The sequence below is a fragment of the Arthrobacter sp. TE26545 genome (assembly GCF_056279005.1).
This window is the reverse complement of record NZ_JBWBQM010000001.1, coordinates 2,581,396-2,599,520: the sequence shown is the minus strand read 5'-3', so window position 1 is coordinate 2,599,520 and position 18,125 is coordinate 2,581,396. Positions and strand designations below refer to the sequence as shown.

Below are 18,125 nucleotides of genomic sequence, written 5' to 3'. Positions count from 1 at the left end.
GCGCCGCGGGTGCCCGGGCCCGAGGCTGTGTGCATGGACAAACGTGCGCCCGGCCGGGCTGCCGTGGTTGCGGCTGAAGGATTCAAGTACGACGCCGGTACACCCGGCATGCGCGATCCCGACCTTTTCGCCGTGGCGGACCCTGCCGCCCGTCACCGGGGCTCGCATGCGCGGCCGTCGCTGCTCCTGCTTGAAGCCTTTGCCTTGGCGTGGGGTGAACTGCTGGCGCTTGTCGCGCCGGTGGAATGCGTCTGTTGCGGGCATGAGGATGTCCAGGTCTGCGGTGCCTGTGCCCGCCGGATCCGCAAGCTGTGCTCCCGGCCGTTCCGGGCCGAGTCCCAGGCACCGGCGCTTCTCTCAGTGGACGGCGGGGTCCTGGTGCCGGTGGTCGCGGTCGGGTCCTACAGGGAAGAACTCGCCCAGGCTGTCCTGTCCTTCAAGAAATTCGGCCAGCGCAACCTTGCCTTGTTGCTGGGGCGGATGCTGGAACGTGGCTTGTGCGCGGCAGTGGGGGAAAACCGGCACGTCTGCCTGGTTCCTGTTCCCAGCAGCGCCGGCGCTTTCCGCCGTCGTGGGTTCAGCCCAGTCCACCTGCTGCTCCGCCGGGCCCGTTCCCGGGAAGGAACCGGGTGGGTGGTGCGAGACGTCCTGCGCAAGCGGCGGAGCGGCCTTCCCGCTTGGGCCGGTTCTCTCCGGACCGGCCATGCCATGCCGCTGCCGGAACTCCTGGCCGCTGCCGGCGCAGGCCTGGCGGGCCGTTCGAGTTCCGGGCGTCCGGGAAGCACCGGGCAAAAGGGGCTGGACAGGGGTGGCCGGGCCCGCCGTGTCAGGGGATCCATGGCCGTGCGGCGGGCGCTGGAGAAGTCGGTGTCCGGCAAGCTCTGCGTCGTCGTCGACGATGTCCTGACCACTGGAGCAACCATCGCGGAGGCCGCAAGGGCCGTTGAAGCGGCGGGTGGGTTGGTCTGCGGCGCTGTCGTCCTTGCGGCGACACGCGCTCCGGGTGGCAGGAGTTCCGACGTAGAGGCGGCGGCAGACCGTTCCCGTGACTCAAAACAAATTAAAAGCTCCGAAGGGGTGAATTAGCGGTAACGATGAACTAACGTCGGAGATGGGTACCAAGAACAGATGTACCTGTCGATAGCGGCTCGGAAAGGGGCTCGACTGTCCGTCAGAAAAGCCCCCAAAAGTGCCGTTGTCGTGTCACCTGAGTTATTTGGAGGGCACCATGGAGTTCATGATCAGCGGCCGGAATCTGACCGTTTCGGATCGCTTCCGCGAATACGCGGGCGAGAAGATTTCCAAGATTGAATCGCTCGGGGACAAGGTCCAGAGGGTCGACGCCAAGGTTTCCAAGGAAAGTAATCCGCGTCAGAACCCGGGCCAGCTCACAGTGGAAGTGACAGTCATGGGCAGGGGTCCGGTCATCCGGGCAGAAGCCAGTGCCGCTGACAAATTCGCAGCCTTCGACCTCGCGTACAGCAAGCTGCTCGAACGACTGCGCAGGGCCAAGGACAGGAAGAAGGTCCACCACGGGCGGCACACACCAAAGGCGGTGCGTGAAGCGACGGCTAGCCTCGAACCTGTCAGCACGAAGGAGCCCATCTACGCTGCGGCAAGCAACCACGAGGAACCGGCTGTCCCGGGGGCAGAAGCTTCGCCGTACGATATCGACAACGACATCCCAGCCGGTGATTCTCCGGTGCTGATCCGCCGGAAGGTCTTCCCCGCAGCATCCCTCACCATCGATGATGCCGTGGACAACATGGAACTAGTGGGTCACAACTTCTACCTATTCGTAGACAAGGAGACCAACACGCCATCGGTGGTCTACCGCCGTCGAGGCTGGACTTATGGCGTCATCACCCTGGACTCGAACTGCGAGCCCGGAAATGAAGCGGTGGAGGAGAAGATCCACGCTTACCGCTCCGATGACCATGCAGCAACGGCCTAGGCTGCCGCGTCTCCCATGACGAAAGGACTGGCATGGCCGCTTCGCTGAGCCTTCAGCAGGCACGGCGGATCGCATTGGCAGCCCAGGGCTTGGACAAGGTCCGGCCCACCGGTCCCGTAACATCACGGGCGGTGGGCCGGACCTTTGCCCGCCTGCAGCTTGTGCAGATCGACTCGGTCAACGTTCTCTCCCGCAGCCACTACCTGCCGTTCTTTTCGCGCTTGGGGGACTACGACCGCAGGATCCTCGACTCCCTCTCGGCCCGGAGCCCGCGCCGCATGATGGAGTACTGGGCCCACGAGGCAAGCTTCATCCGGCCCGAGCACTTTGCGGATCTTCTCCTGTGGCAGCGGCGCGGCTGGGTGGGCGCGGGGCACCTCGACCGCGCTTTGCGGGAGGACATGGCGGCGCGGATCCTGGAAGCCCTGGCAGAAAGCCGCCCCATGACGGCGGCTCAGCTCACCGCACGGCTCGACCACCAGGAGGACCGCCGGAACGAGCAATGGGGCTGGAACTGGAACCTCGTCAAGCAGGTCCTCGAGCATTTGTTCGAAGAGGGCCAGGTCAGCGCGGCATCCCGGACCGAACAATTCGAACGTCGTTACACCCTGACCTCCCGGGTTCTTCCGCCGGAAGTGCAGGCTCCGGACTCGAACCACAGGCATGCGGATGATGGCGGCGCCGGCCGGGAAGCTGCCATGGAGCGCCTGATCGATGCGGCCGCGCGGGCCCACGGAATCGGGACGGTCCGGTGCTTCGCCGACTACTTCCGGACTCCGATCAAGGCGGCGACCCAGGCGGTCGGCAAGCTCGTCGAGGAGGGCCGCCTGGAACCGGTGACTGTCCGGGGCTGGGACCGGGAACTGTACCGCCACGCGGAGGCAAAGAGTCCGCGGAACGTGACGGGCCGGGCGCTCCTGAGCCCCTTCGATTCACTGGTCTTCGAGCGGCGGCGGCTGCACGAACTCTTCGGTTTCCACTACCGCCTCGAGATTTACACCCCTGCCACGAAGCGGAAATTCGGATACTACGTCCTGCCCTTCCTCTTGCGGGACAGCGTCGTGGCGAGGGTGGACTTGAAGGCCGATCGCACGGGCCGTTTGCTGCTCGTCCGATCTGCCCATGCGGAAGCCGACGCGCCGGCGGACACGGCGGACGAGCTTGCTGCCGAACTACGGCTTATGGCCCGCTGGCTGGAACTGGACGACGTCGTCGTGTCACCCGAAGGCGATCTCGCCGCCAGGCTGGCGAACGCTCTGAGCCGGTCATAGCGGAAGCGTCACTGGCTTGGGTCCCGCATGTTGGTCCGGCCCCCGGACGGTCCACTGCGCCGCTCTCTGCTCTCAGGGGAACAACACCGCTTGGTGTTGTACGCTCCCGTAGACTGAAACCGCCAGAATTCGGCAGCTTGAGACTGGGAGCAACTTCACGTGGCATCACTTATCGAAAAACTTCTCCGCACGGGTGACAAGAAGACCCTGAAACAGCTGCGGAGCTATGCCGATTCCATCAATGCCCTTGAAGAATCCTTCAAGACTTTCACCGACGCGGAACTCCGCGAGGAGACAGACGTACTGCGCGCCCGTTACCAGGATGGCGAACTCCTGGATGCCTTGCTTCCCGAAGCGTTCGCGGCGGTACGTGAAGCTTCGTCCCGTACCCTGGGCATGCGTCACTTCGATGTCCAGCTCATGGGCGGCGCAGCCCTTCACCTTGGGAACATCGCGGAGATGAAGACCGGTGAAGGCAAGACCCTCGTGGCCACTGCCCCGGCCTACCTCAACGCCCTGACCGGAAAAGGCGTGCACGTCGTCACAGTCAACGACTACCTCGCCGAATACCAGTCAGAGCTCATGGGCCGTGTCTACCGCTTCCTGGGCCTGAGCAGCGGCTGCATCCTGTCCAATCAGGATCCTGCGGTGCGCCGCGTGCAGTACGCCGCGGACATCACCTACGGTACGAACAATGAATTCGGCTTCGACTATTTGCGCGACAACATGGCGTGGGATAAGTCCGAGCTGGTCCAGCGTGGACACCACTTCGCCATCGTTGACGAAGTCGACTCGATCCTCATCGACGAAGCGAGGACACCGCTTATCATCTCGGGTCCCGCCCAAGGGGACACCAACCGGTGGTACAGCGAGTTCGCAAAGGTGGTTCAGCGCCTGAAGGCGGAAACCGACTACGAGGTCGACGAAAAGAAGCGCACCGTCGGTGTGCTCGAAGCCGGCATCGAGAAGGTAGAGGACTACCTCGGGATCCAGAACCTCTACGAATCGGCCAACACGCCGCTCATCGGGTTCCTGAACAACGCCATCAAGGCCAAGGAACTGTTCAAGCGGGACAAGGATTACGTCATCCTCGACGGCGAGGTGCTCATCGTCGACGAACACACCGGGCGCATCCTGGCGGGGCGCCGCTACAACGAGGGCATGCACCAGGCCATCGAGGCGAAGGAAAACGTCGAGATCAAGGCGGAGAACCAGACGCTCGCCACGGTCACCCTGCAGAACTACTTCCGCATGTACGAGAAGCTTTCGGGCATGACAGGTACGGCCGAAACCGAGGCCGCCGAGTTCATGAGCACGTACAAGCTAGGCGTGGTTCCCATCCCCACCAATCGCCCCATGCAGCGGCTCGACCAGTCGGACTTGGTCTACAAGAACGAGATCGTGAAGTTCGAAGCCGTCGTCAAGGACATCGCCGAACGCCATGAGATCGGACAGCCCGTGCTCGTCGGCACCACCAGTGTGGAAAAGAGCGAATACCTTTCGCGGCTGCTTGCCAAGGAGGGCATCCGGCACGAAGTCCTCAACGCCAAGAACCATGCCCGCGAGGCAGCCATTGTCGCCCAGGCCGGCCGCAAGGGTGCCGTGACCGTGGCTACCAACATGGCCGGCCGTGGTACGGACATCATGCTCGGCGGCAACGCAGAATTCACCGCGATCGCGGAACTGGCCAAGCGTGGCCTGGACCCCGAGGAGAACTCCGAAGAATACGAGGCCGCCTGGCCCGGGGCGCTGGAGGCTGCGAAGAAGGCCGTCAAGGACGAGCACGAGGAAGTACTGGGCCTGGGTGGACTGTATGTGCTGGGAACTGAGCGCCACGAATCCCGCCGCATCGACAACCAGCTCCGCGGCCGCTCGGGCCGCCAGGGTGACCCGGGGGAGTCCCGCTTCTACCTGTCGCTGACCGACGACCTGATGCGGCTCTTCAACTCCGGCGCAGCCGAGAGGCTGATGAACAGCTCGGTGCCCGACGACGTCGCCTTGGAGTCCAAGCTGGTATCCCGGGCGATCGCTTCCGCCCAGGGCCAGGTGGAAGGCCGCAACGCCGAGCAGCGCAAGAACGTGCTGAAGTACGACGACGTCCTGAACCGCCAGCGCGAAGCAATCTATGGCGACCGCCGCAGGATCCTTGAGGGCGATGACCTCCACGAGAAGGTCCAGTTCTTCCTCGAAGACACCATTAACGCCTTCATCGACGCGGCTACCGCCGAGGGCAGTGGGGACGACTGGGATTACAACCAGTTGTGGACCAACCTGAAGACCCTGTACCCGGTGACGGTTTCCGCGCAGGACATCATCGAAGAGGCTGGCGGCAAGTCCAGGGTCACCGTCGATTTCCTGAAGAACGAGATCCTTTCGGACGCCCAACTTGTCTACAAGGAGCGTGAGGAAGCCATTGGTTCTGAAAGCATGCGCGAGCTGGAACGCAGGGTGGTCCTGTCCGTGCTCGGACGCAAGTGGCAGGAACACCTTTACGAGATGGACTACCTCAAGGAAGGCATTGGCCTGCGGGCCATGGCCCAGCGCGATCCACTTGTCGAATACCAGCGTGAAGGCTTCACTCTTTTCCAGAGCATGATGGAGGCCATCAGGGAAGAAAGCATCGGGTTCCTGTACAACCTGGAAGTCGAAGTCACGCCCGCGGAAGATGTGGTAGTGGCCGACGACAGCGTGGAAGGAGCCCACACGGAGCACCACGATCCGCAGATCCGTGCGGCGGGTCTGCAGGCGCCCGAGCGCCCGGCCCAGCTGCAGTACACGGCCCCCGGTGAAGACGGAGCGAGCCAGACCCGGGTCGAGGGGCGGTCCGGAGGCGGCCGATCAGGCAACCCGGCCAAGGCAGCTGCGGAGGACAAGGCAAAGAAAGCGCCTCGAAAGAAGCGTCGCTGATCGCTTGGGGTAGCCAGCCCCAGCAGGAAATACATGAGGACCGGAACGTCGTTCCGGTCCTCATGTTTTTCCTGCTGTTCCCATCCAGGGCCTGCCTCCTCAGCTGGGCACGTTGCGCGTGCCGGGGCCGGGCTTAGCCGATCTCGAGGGCTGTCACTTTCCAGGCCCCGTTGCTCAGTTCGAGGCGCATGGCCACGGCACGGGATCGCAGCTCCTCGTTTACCACCATCGCAGCTTCGTAGACGGACTCGGTAACCGCGCAAATGTGCACCGAGCGGACCTGGGGATTGCGGTGGTGCCGGGAGTGGCCGTTGCCGGTCCGCAAGGCGTGCGCCCGGGTGAGGGCTGCCCGGTGTTGCAGGGACGTCAGGGACTTCGGGTCCAGGGAGCGTGAAAGCTGCTGGACAGGACGGGTGCCGGCAAGCACTTCAATGGCCGCCTGTGCGATTCGCAGTGCGTGCATCCTGACTTCGTGTTCCGTGCCGGACGGCCCGGTGGCACCGGGCCCGGATGGGCTGACGCGGGTGGTGGGAATCGGTAGGATTGCGGTTGCTGCGCTCATGATGTGGATCCTGACTGTAGGAATCGGACGGTTCTCAGTTCTTCGGTGGTGCTTGGAGGATTTGGCCGGGAACGATGAGCCCTGGGTCATCCCCGATGGCCTCCTTGTTGGCCGCGTACCACTTCGGCCAGTGGCGGGCGATCTCGACGTCGCTGGCCATTGGTCCCAGGTCCCTGGCAGCGATCGACCAGAGCGAGTCGCCGCGCAGCACCACGACCTCCTTGGCGGAAGGGCTGTCCGCCTGCTGTGCGGCGCGGGTGATCCTGGGGCCCACCAGCCCGGGCTCGGCGACAGGTGGCCTGGGCTGCCACTGCGGTTCTACGATGTCGACGGCGGAGCCTCGCCCTGGCGAGGTGTTTCGTATCTCGGCCACCGAGCCGGGCTCGGCCGTGCTTGGCTTCCGGACCGCAGCGGCATCCGTCGTGTGCGAAAGCGGCGTCCAAGCCGCGGGAATAATGGTGGACCCGCTGGGAGGAGTCCACGCTGCCTCCACCAGGCTTGGTGATGCCTGGGCTAGGGGCGCACCAAGCAGGTTCAGTCCGAGGACGGCCATGGCGAGCCGCCGCATGAACAAGGGGCTGAACCGCCCGGCTACCGTCGCTCCCGTGGTACGCCCGGCTTTCTGGCATATCGCCGAGGCGAAGGCCAAAAGCAGCGAGAGCAGCCACCAGACGACGATCAACATCCCCACGCCGGTGGCGGCGAACCCGATGATGTCCCCAAACATCAGCCCTTGATTGTGCGTCGACGCGATCTTCCAGCGTTCAAGGAGGAGGCAGCCGAGACCCAGGAGCAGGAACCCCAGCAACAGGATGACCACAGCCATCGCTGCGTCGTGCCTAAGGGGCCTTTCAGTCTCATTCATGGGAGTCTCCTCATGTTTGATGCTGTTTGATGTTATTTGATGTACGTTGAGTAATTTTGAGCGTATCAATGTGATTTTGTCTAGTCGGGCAGGAACTTTCCTGCAAAATTGACCGGGCCGTGAGGGCCGCCTACGCTGGCGGCATGCGATGGGACGCTCTCTTTCAGGACATGGAGGCGCAGCTTGCCGCCGACCAGAAGCTGGCGCTTGAATCCGAGATCTCGGAGCGCGCCCGTGTGGAAATGGCCGGTATCGCCTTGGCTGACCGCCTTCGAGGTACGCTCGGCCGGGAGCTTTCTGTCCTGTTGTCCTCGGGAATGCGGGTTTCAGGGGTTCTGGCGCATGTTGGCAGCGAATGGATTGTCCTGAGCGAGGCGGCACAACAGTGGCTGGTGCCGTATTCTGCGGCGGCCAGCTATCAAGGGACGGGCCGCCAGGTCCTTCAGGATCCCGGCGTGCGGGCGCGGTTGGGTCTCGCGAGTGCGCTGAGGGGCTTGGCCCGGGACCGGGCGGAAGTCACCGTGCACCTGGTGATGGGCATGCTCCAGGAAACTGCGCTGTTCGGGGTGATTGACCGCGTTGGGAAGGACCATTTCGACCTGGCGGCCACCGGTTCGGGGGAAGCCAGACGGCAGGGCAATGTCAGCTCCGTCGTTACGGTGCCGTTTGCATCGCTTGCCGCCCTGCGCTCCCTGCGGGGCCAGGAGTTCTAGGCGGTTTCCTTCAGGAGTGGGAGGACTTCGCTTTGGCCTCTTCGATCATGCGGCTGGCTTCCGCGTAGCGTTCCTGGATGTACTGCTCCAGCATCGTCTCTTCGACCCGCCACTGACCTCGGCCGCCGACTTGGATGGCCTTCAGCTCGCCGCTCCGGACCAGGGCATAGGCCTGCGGCGAGTTGATCTGCAACTGTTCGGCGACGTCTGCCAAGGTAAGGAATCGGGGCATGACTCCATTTTGCCACTTCCTGGCATGTTTGATCCGGTTATCCACAATTTGGTGCGTTTTGGATGTCTTGACTTTGGAACCCGGGAAAGTGCCGTCAGAATGAAGGCGACTTCCGGCCCGGCCGCCCAGAGAACCAGGGGGATTCACCATGAGTGCGAACACAACGGCTGCGGCAGCGCGGCTCAGGAAACCTTCATGGAAGGATCCCCGGCTCCTGGTAGGAGTCCTGCTTGTGCTTGCCTCCGTCGCAGGCGTCATCGCCTTGGTGGGGGCTGCGGACCGCACTGTCCAGGTGTACGTGGCCAGGGAAGGCATCGCCGTCGGGCAGAAGCTGAGCAGGGATGACGTCTCGATCGCGAAGGTCCGGCTTGATGACGTCGAAGCGGGCTATGTCACCGTTGAATCCGGCCTCCCTGAGGGAAAGGTTGCGATCCAGCGCATCGCCAGGAACCAGCTCCTGCCCAAGGAGAGCCTGGGCGATGCCGATGCCCTGGACCGGAAGCCGGTAGCCGTCACTGTCGAAGACTCCCTCCCGGAGCAGGCCGTTCCCGGTTCCAGGGTGGACGTTTGGGTGTCGCTGCCCGACGCCAAGAACGGCTTCGCCGAACCGCGCTTGCTGTTGCCCGGTGCGGAAATCGCCCAGGTTACCGAAGGGTCATCCGCCCTCGGGGCATCCAAGCAAACGGTCGTGCTGGTCCTCGTCACTGACGAACAGATGCCGAAACTGCTCGGCGCCCAGGCGAACAAGGCAAAGGTCGCCGTGGTCTGGAACCCGGCAGGGACGGCGAAATGAGCATCCCGGTCGTCACCGTCGGACAGTCGCAGGACGATCTCGTCGGCGGGCTCGAAAGACTCCACGGCCCGGTGACGGTGGTCCGGCGCTGCGACGAGCTGGCCGAGCTGCTTGCCGCCTGCCAGAGCGGCCTGGCGCGGGCGGCCGTCGTCGCGGAAGGCACCGGGGACCTTACGGCCTCCCTGGTAGACCGGCTTTCCGCGGTGGGTGTCGCCGTTGTCGGACTCACTGCAGACCCCGAGGAGGCGGCGCGGTTGCGCGCCATCGGGGTGCTCACGGCGCTTCCCGACGTCGACGCGGCAGGTCTGGCCTCGAAGATTTCCGACGCGGTCCACCAGTTGACGGGGCGCGGGCCGAGGCATCCGGAGCCGCGGGACTCCGGTCTTGCCGACCCGGCGGCAGGGTTGCGCCCTGCCGCTCCCGTCGTCACGGAGGAGACTCCAGCGCCAAGCGGCACAGGCGAGATCATCGCAGTCTGGGGCCCTGCCGGGGCTCCGGGCCGGACCCTTCTGGCGGCGAACATCGCCGCTGAGCTCGCGGCCGAAGGCAAGTCCGTCCTGCTCATCGACGCCGACAGCTATGGCGCCAGCATCGCTGCGACCCTGGGCTTGCTCGACGAGTCGGCGGGACTTGCCCAGGCATGCCGGCTCGCGGACCAGGGGCTCTTGGACACGGAATCCCTGAAAAAGGTTGCGGCTTCCGTGTTCACGAAGTCCGGTGAGTTCCGGGTTCTGACCGGAATAACAAGGGCCGACCGCTGGACAGAACTCCGTGCAGCCGCTCTTTCGACTGTCTTCGAGCAGTCCAGGAAGGTGGCCGACGTCATCGTGATCGATGCCGGATTCTGCCTTGAAGCGGACGAGGAGCTGAGCTTCGATACCATGGCGCCGCGGCGGAATGCCGCCACGCTCCGAAGCTTGGAAGTCGCTGACACCGTGTTCGCTGTCGGCTCGGCAGATGCCATCGGGATCCCCAGGCTTGTGCGGGGCCTGGCCGAACTCGAGGGGGCCGTTCCCCAGTCTGCTCCGCGGATCATCCTCAACAAGGTCCGTGCCTCTGCGGCTGGGCGCTCTCCGGAACGCCAATTGCGTGAGGCCTGGGAACGTTATGCGCCGGGCAGCGGGATCGAGGCCCTCCTTCCCTCGGAACCGGAGAGCTGCGATGCGGCGCTGCTGTCAGGTTCGGTTCTCTTCGAAGTGGCCCCGGAATCTCCGCTACGTCACGCAATCGCCGAATTGGTTTGTGCGCCTGTCCAGGGAAACTCAAGATCCTCTGTACGCTCTTCCAGAGCAAGGCGACTGCTTAAGCGTTAGGCTCGCCATGTGGGCTGCAAAGACGCAGCAAAAAAGATGTGATGGAGGCGTGTGTCGATGTCGTCAGGATCCAGTGTTGAGGATCGTTCCGCAACGGGTGTAGGCCCGGAAGGTTTCCTCGGAGACTACTACGAACATCTGGCGGAGGAGGACGCACGCGGATACTCCGCCGAGCGGCTGCACGCCAGGGCACTTGCCCATCGCGACGTCGCCAAGAAGCGCAACCCGGGCAGCGCCAACATCCAGATCGCCAACGAGGCCGACCGCAGCGTCGTCTACATCGTTACCGATGACATGCCTTTCCTCGTGGACTCCGTGAACGCCGAGCTGGTGCGCCAGAACTGCGCCATCCGGCTGGTCATGCACCCCTTGTTCGTGGTCTCCCGCGATGCGGACGGCGAGCTCGCCGGGGTTGCCCGGGTGCCAGCCACCGTAGGTATCTCCAGCGGTGACACCGCGGCCCTTCCCGATGTTTCCCGTCTCTTCGCCGAGGGCCTGAACGCTTCCCACATGGAGTCCTGGATCGCCGTCGAGGTTGACCGGATTCCGGATTCCGCCCAGCAGGAACTTCTCGACGGAATCCGCCGCGTCCTGCGGGATGTCAGGGTCGCCGTGGAAGACTGGCCGAAGATGCGCAGCAAGGCAATTGAGCTTGCGTCCTCCCTGGACAGGGTGACCCACCCCGAAGACATTGCCGAACTGCGGCAAACCCAGGACCTCCTCCGCTGGTTGGATAACGGAAACTTCACCTTCCTTGGCTACCGCGAATACGACCTGATCACCGAAAACGGCGAGGACGTGCTGGAACTGCGCGACGGGAGCGGCCTGGGCCTCCTCCGCGCCGGGGACCACCCCCACCAGATCCAGCACCTGACCGACGCCGGCCGCCGCAAGGCGCGCGAGAAGCGGGCCCTCGTAATCACTAAGGCGAATTCCCGTTCCACCGTCCACCGCCCGGCCTACCTCGACTACATCGGGGTCAAGAGTTTCGACGCCGCCGGCAACGTGAATGGCGAACGCCGCTTCATCGGCCTCTTCGCGACGAGCGCGTACACGGGCTCCGTCCGCAACATCCCGATCGTGCGGGAGAAGGTCGACGCGGTGCTGGCTTCCGCCGGATTCCCGAGGGACTCGCACTCCGGCAAGGACCTCTTGGGCATCCTCGAGACCTACCCAAGGGACGAACTGTTCCAGATCGAGACCGAGGATCTCGCCGAGACCGCCCTTGGCATCCAGCGTCTCCAGGAACGCCGCCGCACTAAACTGTTCCTCCGCCCGGACATCTACGGGCGTTTCATGTCCGCTGTGGTGTACCTCCCGCGAGACCGGTACACCACGAACGTCCGGCTGCGGATCGAGCAGGAACTCCGCGAAACCTTCGCGGCGGAGAGCATCGACTACGAAGCCCGGATCACCGAGTCCGCGCTCGCACGTGTGTTCTTCCGGATCCGCCTGCCGCGTGAAGCCGAACTGGGCGAAGTAGACGCCGCTGCCCTCGAAAAGCGGCTTGTCAGGGCTTCGCGCTCCTGGGGTGAAGGCATCTCCGAGGTCGTCCGGGAGCGCTGGAGCGGCGAGGAAGCCGATCGCCGCTCCGCGGTGTGGGCGGAAGCGTTCCCCGCGAGCTACCGGGTGGACTACGAAGTCGAAGATGCGCTGGAAGACATTGCCCGGTTTGAGGAGTACGGCGCGGCCACGGCCCTCCGTGAAACGCCTGCCCAGGCGATGCCTGGAGTTCATGTCTACCTCCCCAAGGGGGCGGGGGAGGTCCTCGAGGAGGATGCCCGGGTCAAGCTCTACCTGCTCGAACCCAAGAGCCTCAGCCAGATCCTGCCCTATTTCCACAACCTCGGACTCGAAGTCCTCGATGAACGGCCTTTCGAGATCGAAACCGCCGATCAACGCGACTTCTTCCTGTACGATCTCGGCCTCAAGTACCCGTCCGGCGTGGACCCCCTCGCCACCGGGAAGCTTCTTGCGGAGTCCTTTGCTGCCGCAGTCACTGCCGCCGTGGAGTCGGACAGTTTCGACCGACTGGTTCTGCGCGAAGGCATGCCGTGGCGCCAAGTGGTCATGCTCCGTGCCTACGCCAAGTACATGCGCCAGATGGGCAACACGAACTCCTTCGAGTTCATCGCCGACACGCTGCTTTCGAATCCCGAAGTCGCCCGCGGACTGCTGGAACTCTTCGCTGCCCGCTTCGACCCCGCCGTTGAGGAAAATACCCGCCAGGTTCGCCAGGAAAGTGCACGCGCGCGCCTGGCCGAGGCCATCGACCGGGTGGCGACGCTCGACGCCGACCGCGTTCTGCGCACGTTCGTGAACCTGATTGAATCCACGCTCCGGACCAACTTCTTCCAGGGGAAGGCGCACCTGAGCTTCAAGCTTGATCCGACGCAGATCGACGGACTGCCGTTCCCGCGCCCGATGTTCGAAATCTGGGTGTACTCGCCGCGCGTCGAAGGCGTACACCTGCGCTTCGGCAAGGTCGCCCGCGGTGGCCTGCGCTGGTCCGACCGACGGGAAGACTTCCGCACCGAAATCCTTGGACTCGTCAAGGCCCAGACGGTCAAGAACGCCGTGATCGTTCCGACCGGCGCCAAGGGTGGCTTCTACGCTAAGCAACTGCCGGACCCGGCCGTCGACCGTGCCGCCTGGATGGCGGAAGGCGTCGAATGCTACAAGACCTTCATCCGGGGACTGCTCGACATTACCGACAACCTGGTCACTGACGCCGGCGGCGAGACGATCGTGCCGCCGTCGAACGTTGTCCGTCAGGATGCCGACGATTCCTACCTGGTGGTCGCCGCCGACAAGGGAACGGCGACGTTCTCCGACATCGCCAACGGCCTTGCCATGGAGTACGGATTCTGGCTCGGTGACGCCTTCGCCTCGGGCGGGTCCGTCGGTTACGACCACAAGGCAATGGGCATCACCGCCCGCGGTGCGTGGGAATCCGTCAAGCGCCACTTCAGCGAGCTGGATCTGGACACCCAGAACGAAGAGTTCACGGTGGTTGGCGTCGGCGACATGTCAGGGGACGTCTTTGGCAACGGAATGCTGCTCTCCCGGCACATCCGCCTGCTTGCGGCCTTCGACCACCGGCACATTTTCCTGGATCCCGCACCGGATGCTGCGTCTTCCTTCGCTGAACGCCAGCGGCTTTTCGAACTCCCGCGCTCGTCCTGGGATGACTACGACCGCTCGCTGATCAGCGAGGGCGGCGGAGTCTTCCCGCGCCAGGCCAAGTCGATTCCGGTAACGGAGCAGGTGCGTGTGGCGCTGGGCCTGCCGGAAGGTACCGTCCAGCTGAGCCCGCCGGAGCTTCTCCGCGCGATCCTGCTCGCTCCCGCTGACCTGCTTTACAACGGCGGAATCGGAACCTACGTCAAGGCAAGCAGCGAATCCAACGCGCAGGTCGGCGACAAGGCTAACGACGCCATCCGCGTTGACGGACGTGAGCTCCGCGTCAAGGTTGTCGGTGAGGGCGGTAACCTCGGCCTGACCCAGCGCGGACGCATCGAGGCCGCGCTCCAGGGCATCATCCTGAACACGGATGCGATCGACAACTCCGCGGGCGTGGACTGCTCGGACCACGAAGTGAACATCAAGATCTTCGTGGACCGCATGGTCAAGGCCGGCAAGCTTGACGCCGCCGAGCGCGCTGACTTCCTTGCTGACATGACGGAGGAAGTCGGCCGGCTCGTCCTGGAAGACAACATCGACCAGAACATCCTGCTGCTCAACGACCGTACCCGCGTGGCCGACTGGAGCCCGAGCTACGAGCGCCTGATGGACTGGCTGGAACAGCACGCAGACCTCAAGCGGGACCTGGAGGCACTTCCGACCACCGCAAGCCTGCGCGAACGCCTCGAACAGGGCCAGGGCCTGACCTCCCCGGAACTGTCCGTGTTGGCGGCCTACGCCAAGATTGAGCTGGCGGCAGCGCTTGGGCGTTCCGACCTGGCCGACGACCCCTGGTTCCAGCGGACCATCCGTGAATACTTCCCGCAGCAGCTGCGGGAACGCTTTGACGCCGAACTGGACTCGCATCCGCTGCGCCGCGAAATCATCGCAACCGTGGTGGCCAACGACATGATCAACCTCGGCGGCATCACCTTCGCATTCCGGACCATGGAAGAGACCTCCGCCAACGAGGTGGCGGTTGCCAAGGCCTTTGTCGCCCTGCGCGAAATCTACGATCTGGATTCGATGGTGGCAGAGCTCAATGCACTGCCTGCTTCCTTCCCGACCGAGCACTGGAGTGCTGTCCACCTGGACATCCGGCGCCTGCTCGACCGGGCCGTGCGCTGGCTCCTGACCCAGGGCCTGGCCGGCAAGCCGATTGCCGATATCGTCGCGTCCTTCAAGCCGATGCTGGACCCGATGCGCTCCAGGGTGCTCGAGTACCTGCGCGGAGACGACAAGGAACGCGTCCGCGGCTGGCTCGAGCGCGGCCGCCAATGGAAGCTGCCTGAAGACCTGGCCCGCCGGTGGTCCGAGCTTTTCGAGAGCTTCGTCCTTTTGGACATCGCCCGGATCGCGGAGAGCCGTTCAAGCCGGGTGGAAGACGTCAGCAACGTCTACTACACGGTGTTCAACCGCTTCCACGTGGATTCCTTGCTTGAGCGCATCAGTGCCCTGCCGCGGGACGACCGCTGGCAGGCGCTGGCCCGCGCTGCGCTGCGGGACGACCTGTACTCGACAGTTGCGGACATCACGACGTCGGTGCTCGAGTCGAGCGAAAACGGTGCCGAGGCTGAAGATCGCCTGAAGGCGTGGGAACTGCTTAATGCCGATCAACTGGGCCGTGCGAAGAGCATGTTCGACGAGGTCAACGCCCTCGAAGCCGACGACATGGCGTCTCTGTCGGTAGCATTGAGGCTCTTGAGGTCAATCGTCCGGCGCTAGGGAAACCCGGCGCCGCATATGGAGGTGCAGTGGCAATCTTTACAGACCCCATCAGGGAGCATGCTGATTTCGGGCCTGGAGATGCCGAATGGCTGCACCTCCTGGTCGGCGACTGGCAGATGGTCGCCGACCTGGCGTTTGCGGACCTTGCGCTGTGGTTTCCGCACCCCGAGTTCGGATACATTGCCTTGGCCCACGTCCGGCCATCGACCAGCCACACGGTCTTCCACGCCGACTTCGTGGGGGAGGGGATCCGCTCCGATCTCCAGCCCCTGGTCGACAAGGCCTGGAACAGCCGCTCGATCGAGCGCTCCAGCGAAACCAGCTGGAGCAGCGAGATGGCGCTGCGTGTGGAAGCCGTGCCAATGGTGCGCAACGGCAGGACCCTTGCCGTTGTCACATCCCACATGGATCTCTCCAGTTCACGGATGCCCTCGCGCCTGGAGCTGACGTACCGCCAGTGTGCCTACGACCTGCTTCGGATGGGGACCCTCGGGCTCTGGCCGGACTTTGCTTCCCCGACAGGTTCCCGCCGGGGAGCGCCACGCGTGGGCGACGGGCTAATCAGGCTCGATGCCGACGGCATCGTCCAGTACGCGAGCCCCAACGGTGTCTCAGCTTTCCGCCGTCTTGGCGAAGTGGAGACACTCGAGGGGCGTTCGCTCGCCGAGGTCACTGCTGGCCTGCTCAAGGACCGGCGGATGGTCGACGAGACCCTTCCGCTCGTGGTCACCGGACGGATGCCCTGGCGCAGCGAGATCGAGTCGCGCGGCGTGAGCCTGTCCCTCAGGGCGATTCCGCTCCGTGACGAGCACCAGCGCTTCGGCGCGCTGGTGCTCTGCCGGGATGTCTCCGAGCTCCGCCGCCGCGAACTCGAATTGGTGACCAAGGATGCCACCATCCGGGAGATCCACCACCGGGTGAAGAACAACCTGCAGACCGTGGCTGCCCTGCTTCGCATGCAGTCGCGCCGGATGGTCAGCGATGAAGCCAAGCAAGGCCTCGAGCAGGCGATGCGACGGGTAGCCACCATCGCGCTCGTCCACGAAACCCTGTCCCAGGGACTCACCCAGAGCGTTGACTTTGACGAGCTGATCGGGCGCCAGTTCCGCTTGTCGGCGGAGGTCGCATCGCCGTCGCAATATGTCAGGACCGAACGTTCCGGACTGTTCGGTGAACTGCCAAGCGATTTCGCTACACCGCTGGCCCTGGTGATCAACGAGCTCGTTACCAATGCCGTGGAGCACGGGCTGGAAGGCCGCGCCGGCACCGTCTGGCTGATTGCCGACCGGTCCACGGGGACCCAGGGCGACGAAATGCTGACGGTGACGATTTCGGACGATGGCGTGGGTCTCCCCGAAGGGTCGTATTCCGAAGGCCTCGGGCTGCAGATTGTCCGCACGCTTGTCACCAGCGAGCTGGGCGGCAGCATCCAATGGTTCCCGCGCGACGGCGGCGGTACCTCCGTTGAGATCGTCCTGAGCCTGCGTCCGAACTGAAGACCATGAAATGCCGCAGGGCGGCCCGGACCATTGGTCCGGGCCGCCCTGCGGCATTTCGTTTGTTAGTACCCTTGCCTGCCGACCTGTCGTGGTGCCCCGGACGCCCCGACGAGGAGGCGCCTTTGCCTAGGAGGCGCGGCGGGCGCGGGCAGCGCGGCGCTTCAGGGCGCGCCGTTCATCTTCGCTCATGCCGCCCCAGACGCCGGCGTCCTGGCCGGACTCGAGGGCCCATTGCAGGCAGGTATCCACGACTGGACAGCGGCGGCAGACGCTCTTTGCTTCTTCGATCTGGAGAAGGGCCGGTCCAGTGTTTCCCACGGGGAAGAAAAGCTCGGGGTCCTTGTCGAGGCAGGCTGCGCGGTTACGCCAATCCATGCTGATCAGTCACTCCATTCGTCAGAACTAGTCGAGCCTTTGTGAAAATATTCACGAGAGGCTTCATAGGAAAAGGGGACCCAATGGGCCCCCTTGGTCGTCTGAATCAAGCGTGTCATGTTAACGCCGTGTAAACAAGGGGTTCGAGCCTTTGAAATGCCTCTTAAACGTGAGCGATGCATCACATCGGCTGCCGGTCCTGCCACCGGTCTTTGACTATGTCCGGTAGGGTGCCAGTGTGTCAATACCCCCTGAGAACCCCGCCAACGAGCCATTCCACAAGAACGCTGACGCGCCTCGACAGGATGGTTCCCCAGGAGGCGGAGGCACAGGTCCCCGGCCTGTTGGGGTCATTGTCATTTCACTTGTGGTGCTCCTCGAGGCGTTGGCCCTTCTCGCCGCGGCAGGTCTCTACACGTTCCAGCTTGTCAGCGGGGCACCTGTAGCGTCCTTCTGGGGAGCGGTTTTTACCCTGGGCCTTCTCCTTGTCTTTTCGGCATGGCTATTCGCGGTGGGGCACTTCCTGTTCCGCGGCTACCGCTGGACCCGGGCGGCCGCCCTTGTGGCCCAACTGTTCGTTTTGACCATTGGGATTCCGACTATGACCGGCGGATTGCCGCTTGCCGGTCTCGCCATGATCGTCCCCGCCTTGGCAGCGATCGTCTTCCTGTTCGAAAAGAAAGTCCTCGCCTTCGCATCCCGGACAGGGGGTTCCTCGGGCGCCCTGTGA

General features: G+C 64.2%; 14 protein-coding genes. 10 read left to right on the top strand and 4 right to left on the bottom strand.

Annotated elements, in window-relative coordinates; genetic code table 11:
- Positions 1–33: 33 nt before the first annotated feature.
- The 4 genes from ACZ9CK_RS11675 (at position 34) to secA (ending at position 6,132) form a co-directional block, all read left to right on the top strand.
- Entirely contained in the window at positions 34–1,086 is a 1,053-nt protein-coding gene (locus tag ACZ9CK_RS11675; RefSeq protein ID WP_476050026.1) for a ComF family protein, read from the top strand.
- Between the two features lie 142 nt (positions 1,087–1,228).
- Positions 1,229–1,954: a ribosome hibernation-promoting factor, HPF/YfiA family gene (hpf, locus tag ACZ9CK_RS11670; protein WP_426298624.1), complete on the top strand. Its 726-nt coding sequence runs from the start codon at positions 1,229–1,231 to the stop codon at positions 1,952–1,954.
- 32 nt (positions 1,955–1,986) lie between these two features.
- Positions 1,987–3,225, top strand: a complete 1,239-nt coding sequence (locus ACZ9CK_RS11665; protein ID WP_476050025.1) for a winged helix-turn-helix domain-containing protein — start codon at positions 1,987–1,989, stop codon at positions 3,223–3,225.
- 159 nt (positions 3,226–3,384) lie between these two features.
- Positions 3,385–6,132, top strand: a complete 2,748-nt coding sequence (secA, locus tag ACZ9CK_RS11660; RefSeq protein WP_476050024.1) for a preprotein translocase subunit SecA — start codon at positions 3,385–3,387, stop codon at positions 6,130–6,132.
- A 133-nt stretch (positions 6,133–6,265) separates the two neighbouring features.
- Here secA and ACZ9CK_RS11655 read toward each other — a convergent pair whose 3' ends face one another.
- Together ACZ9CK_RS11655 and ACZ9CK_RS11650 are read right to left on the bottom strand one after the other, a co-directional pair.
- Complete coding sequence (locus ACZ9CK_RS11655; RefSeq protein ID WP_476050023.1) at positions 6,266–6,694, bottom strand: Rv3235 family protein; 429 nt, start codon at positions 6,692–6,694, stop codon at positions 6,266–6,268.
- Positions 6,695–6,728: 34 nt separating this feature from the next.
- Positions 6,729–7,559, bottom strand: coding sequence for a LysM peptidoglycan-binding domain-containing protein (locus ACZ9CK_RS11650; protein ID WP_426298616.1), 831 nt, complete (start codon positions 7,557–7,559; stop codon positions 6,729–6,731).
- 143 nt (positions 7,560–7,702) lie between these two features.
- Between ACZ9CK_RS11650 and ACZ9CK_RS11645 the strand changes: the two genes are divergently transcribed.
- Positions 7,703–8,272, top strand: coding sequence for a hypothetical protein (locus ACZ9CK_RS11645; RefSeq protein ID WP_426298614.1), 570 nt, complete (start codon positions 7,703–7,705; stop codon positions 8,270–8,272).
- Between the two features lie 10 nt (positions 8,273–8,282).
- Here the strand turns inward: ACZ9CK_RS11645 and ACZ9CK_RS11640 are convergent, their stop codons facing one another.
- Positions 8,283–8,504, bottom strand: a complete 222-nt coding sequence (locus tag ACZ9CK_RS11640) for a helix-turn-helix domain-containing protein (protein ID WP_070347753.1) — start codon at positions 8,502–8,504, stop codon at positions 8,283–8,285.
- Between the two features lie 148 nt (positions 8,505–8,652).
- On the opposite strand from ACZ9CK_RS11640, the gene ACZ9CK_RS11635 reads away from it, so the two are divergent.
- From ACZ9CK_RS11635 to ACZ9CK_RS11620, 4 genes are read left to right on the top strand one after another with little or no spacing between them, the layout of a single operon-like run.
- Positions 8,653–9,297, top strand: a complete 645-nt coding sequence (locus ACZ9CK_RS11635) for an SAF domain-containing protein (RefSeq protein WP_426298612.1) — start codon at positions 8,653–8,655, stop codon at positions 9,295–9,297.
- Positions 9,294–10,610 carry a CpaE/TadZ family protein gene (locus ACZ9CK_RS11630; RefSeq protein ID WP_476050022.1) on the top strand — a complete coding sequence of 439 codons (1,317 nt, stop codon included), beginning with the start codon at positions 9,294–9,296 and terminating at the stop codon, positions 10,608–10,610. The genes ACZ9CK_RS11635 and ACZ9CK_RS11630 overlap by 4 nt, the downstream gene beginning before the upstream one ends.
- 57 nt (positions 10,611–10,667) lie before the next feature.
- Entirely contained in the window at positions 10,668–15,518 is a 4,851-nt protein-coding gene (locus tag ACZ9CK_RS11625; RefSeq protein ID WP_476050021.1) for an NAD-glutamate dehydrogenase, read from the top strand.
- A gap of 29 nt (positions 15,519–15,547) precedes the next feature.
- On the top strand, positions 15,548–17,017 hold the full coding sequence (locus ACZ9CK_RS11620) for a sensor histidine kinase (RefSeq protein WP_426298606.1): 1,470 nt from the start codon (positions 15,548–15,550) through the stop codon (positions 17,015–17,017).
- A 129-nt stretch (positions 17,018–17,146) separates the two neighbouring features.
- On the opposite strand, the gene ACZ9CK_RS11615 is transcribed toward ACZ9CK_RS11620, so the two are convergent.
- Positions 17,147–17,395 carry a WhiB family transcriptional regulator gene (locus ACZ9CK_RS11615; RefSeq protein WP_003804966.1) on the bottom strand — a complete coding sequence of 83 codons (249 nt, stop codon included), beginning with the start codon at positions 17,393–17,395 and terminating at the stop codon, positions 17,147–17,149.
- A gap of 352 nt (positions 17,396–17,747) precedes the next feature.
- On the opposite strand from ACZ9CK_RS11615, the gene ACZ9CK_RS11610 reads away from it, so the two are divergent.
- Entirely contained in the window at positions 17,748–18,125 is a 378-nt protein-coding gene (locus ACZ9CK_RS11610; protein WP_476050897.1) for a hypothetical protein, read from the top strand.

Coding starts and splice junctions, on each gene's coding strand:
- ACZ9CK_RS11675 (WP_476050026.1), top strand. CDS start 34: ATGGACAAACGTGCGCCCGGCCGGGCTGCCGTGGTTGCGGCTGAAGGA.
- hpf (WP_426298624.1), top strand. CDS start 1,229: ATGGAGTTCATGATCAGCGGCCGGAATCTGACCGTTTCGGATCGCTTC.
- ACZ9CK_RS11665 (WP_476050025.1), top strand. CDS start 1,987: ATGGCCGCTTCGCTGAGCCTTCAGCAGGCACGGCGGATCGCATTGGCA.
- ACZ9CK_RS11655 (WP_476050023.1), bottom strand. CDS start 6,694: ATGAGCGCAGCAACCGCAATCCTACCGATTCCCACCACCCGCGTCAGC.
- ACZ9CK_RS11650 (WP_426298616.1), bottom strand. CDS start 7,559: ATGAATGAGACTGAAAGGCCCCTTAGGCACGACGCAGCGATGGCTGTG.
- ACZ9CK_RS11645 (WP_426298614.1), top strand. CDS start 7,703: ATGCGATGGGACGCTCTCTTTCAGGACATGGAGGCGCAGCTTGCCGCC.
- ACZ9CK_RS11640 (WP_070347753.1), bottom strand. CDS start 8,504: ATGCCCCGATTCCTTACCTTGGCAGACGTCGCCGAACAGTTGCAGATC.
- ACZ9CK_RS11635 (WP_426298612.1), top strand. CDS start 8,653: ATGAGTGCGAACACAACGGCTGCGGCAGCGCGGCTCAGGAAACCTTCA.
- ACZ9CK_RS11630 (WP_476050022.1), top strand. CDS start 9,294: ATGAGCATCCCGGTCGTCACCGTCGGACAGTCGCAGGACGATCTCGTC.
- ACZ9CK_RS11625 (WP_476050021.1), top strand. CDS start 10,668: ATGTCGTCAGGATCCAGTGTTGAGGATCGTTCCGCAACGGGTGTAGGC.
- ACZ9CK_RS11615 (WP_003804966.1), bottom strand. CDS start 17,395: ATGGATTGGCGTAACCGCGCAGCCTGCCTCGACAAGGACCCCGAGCTT.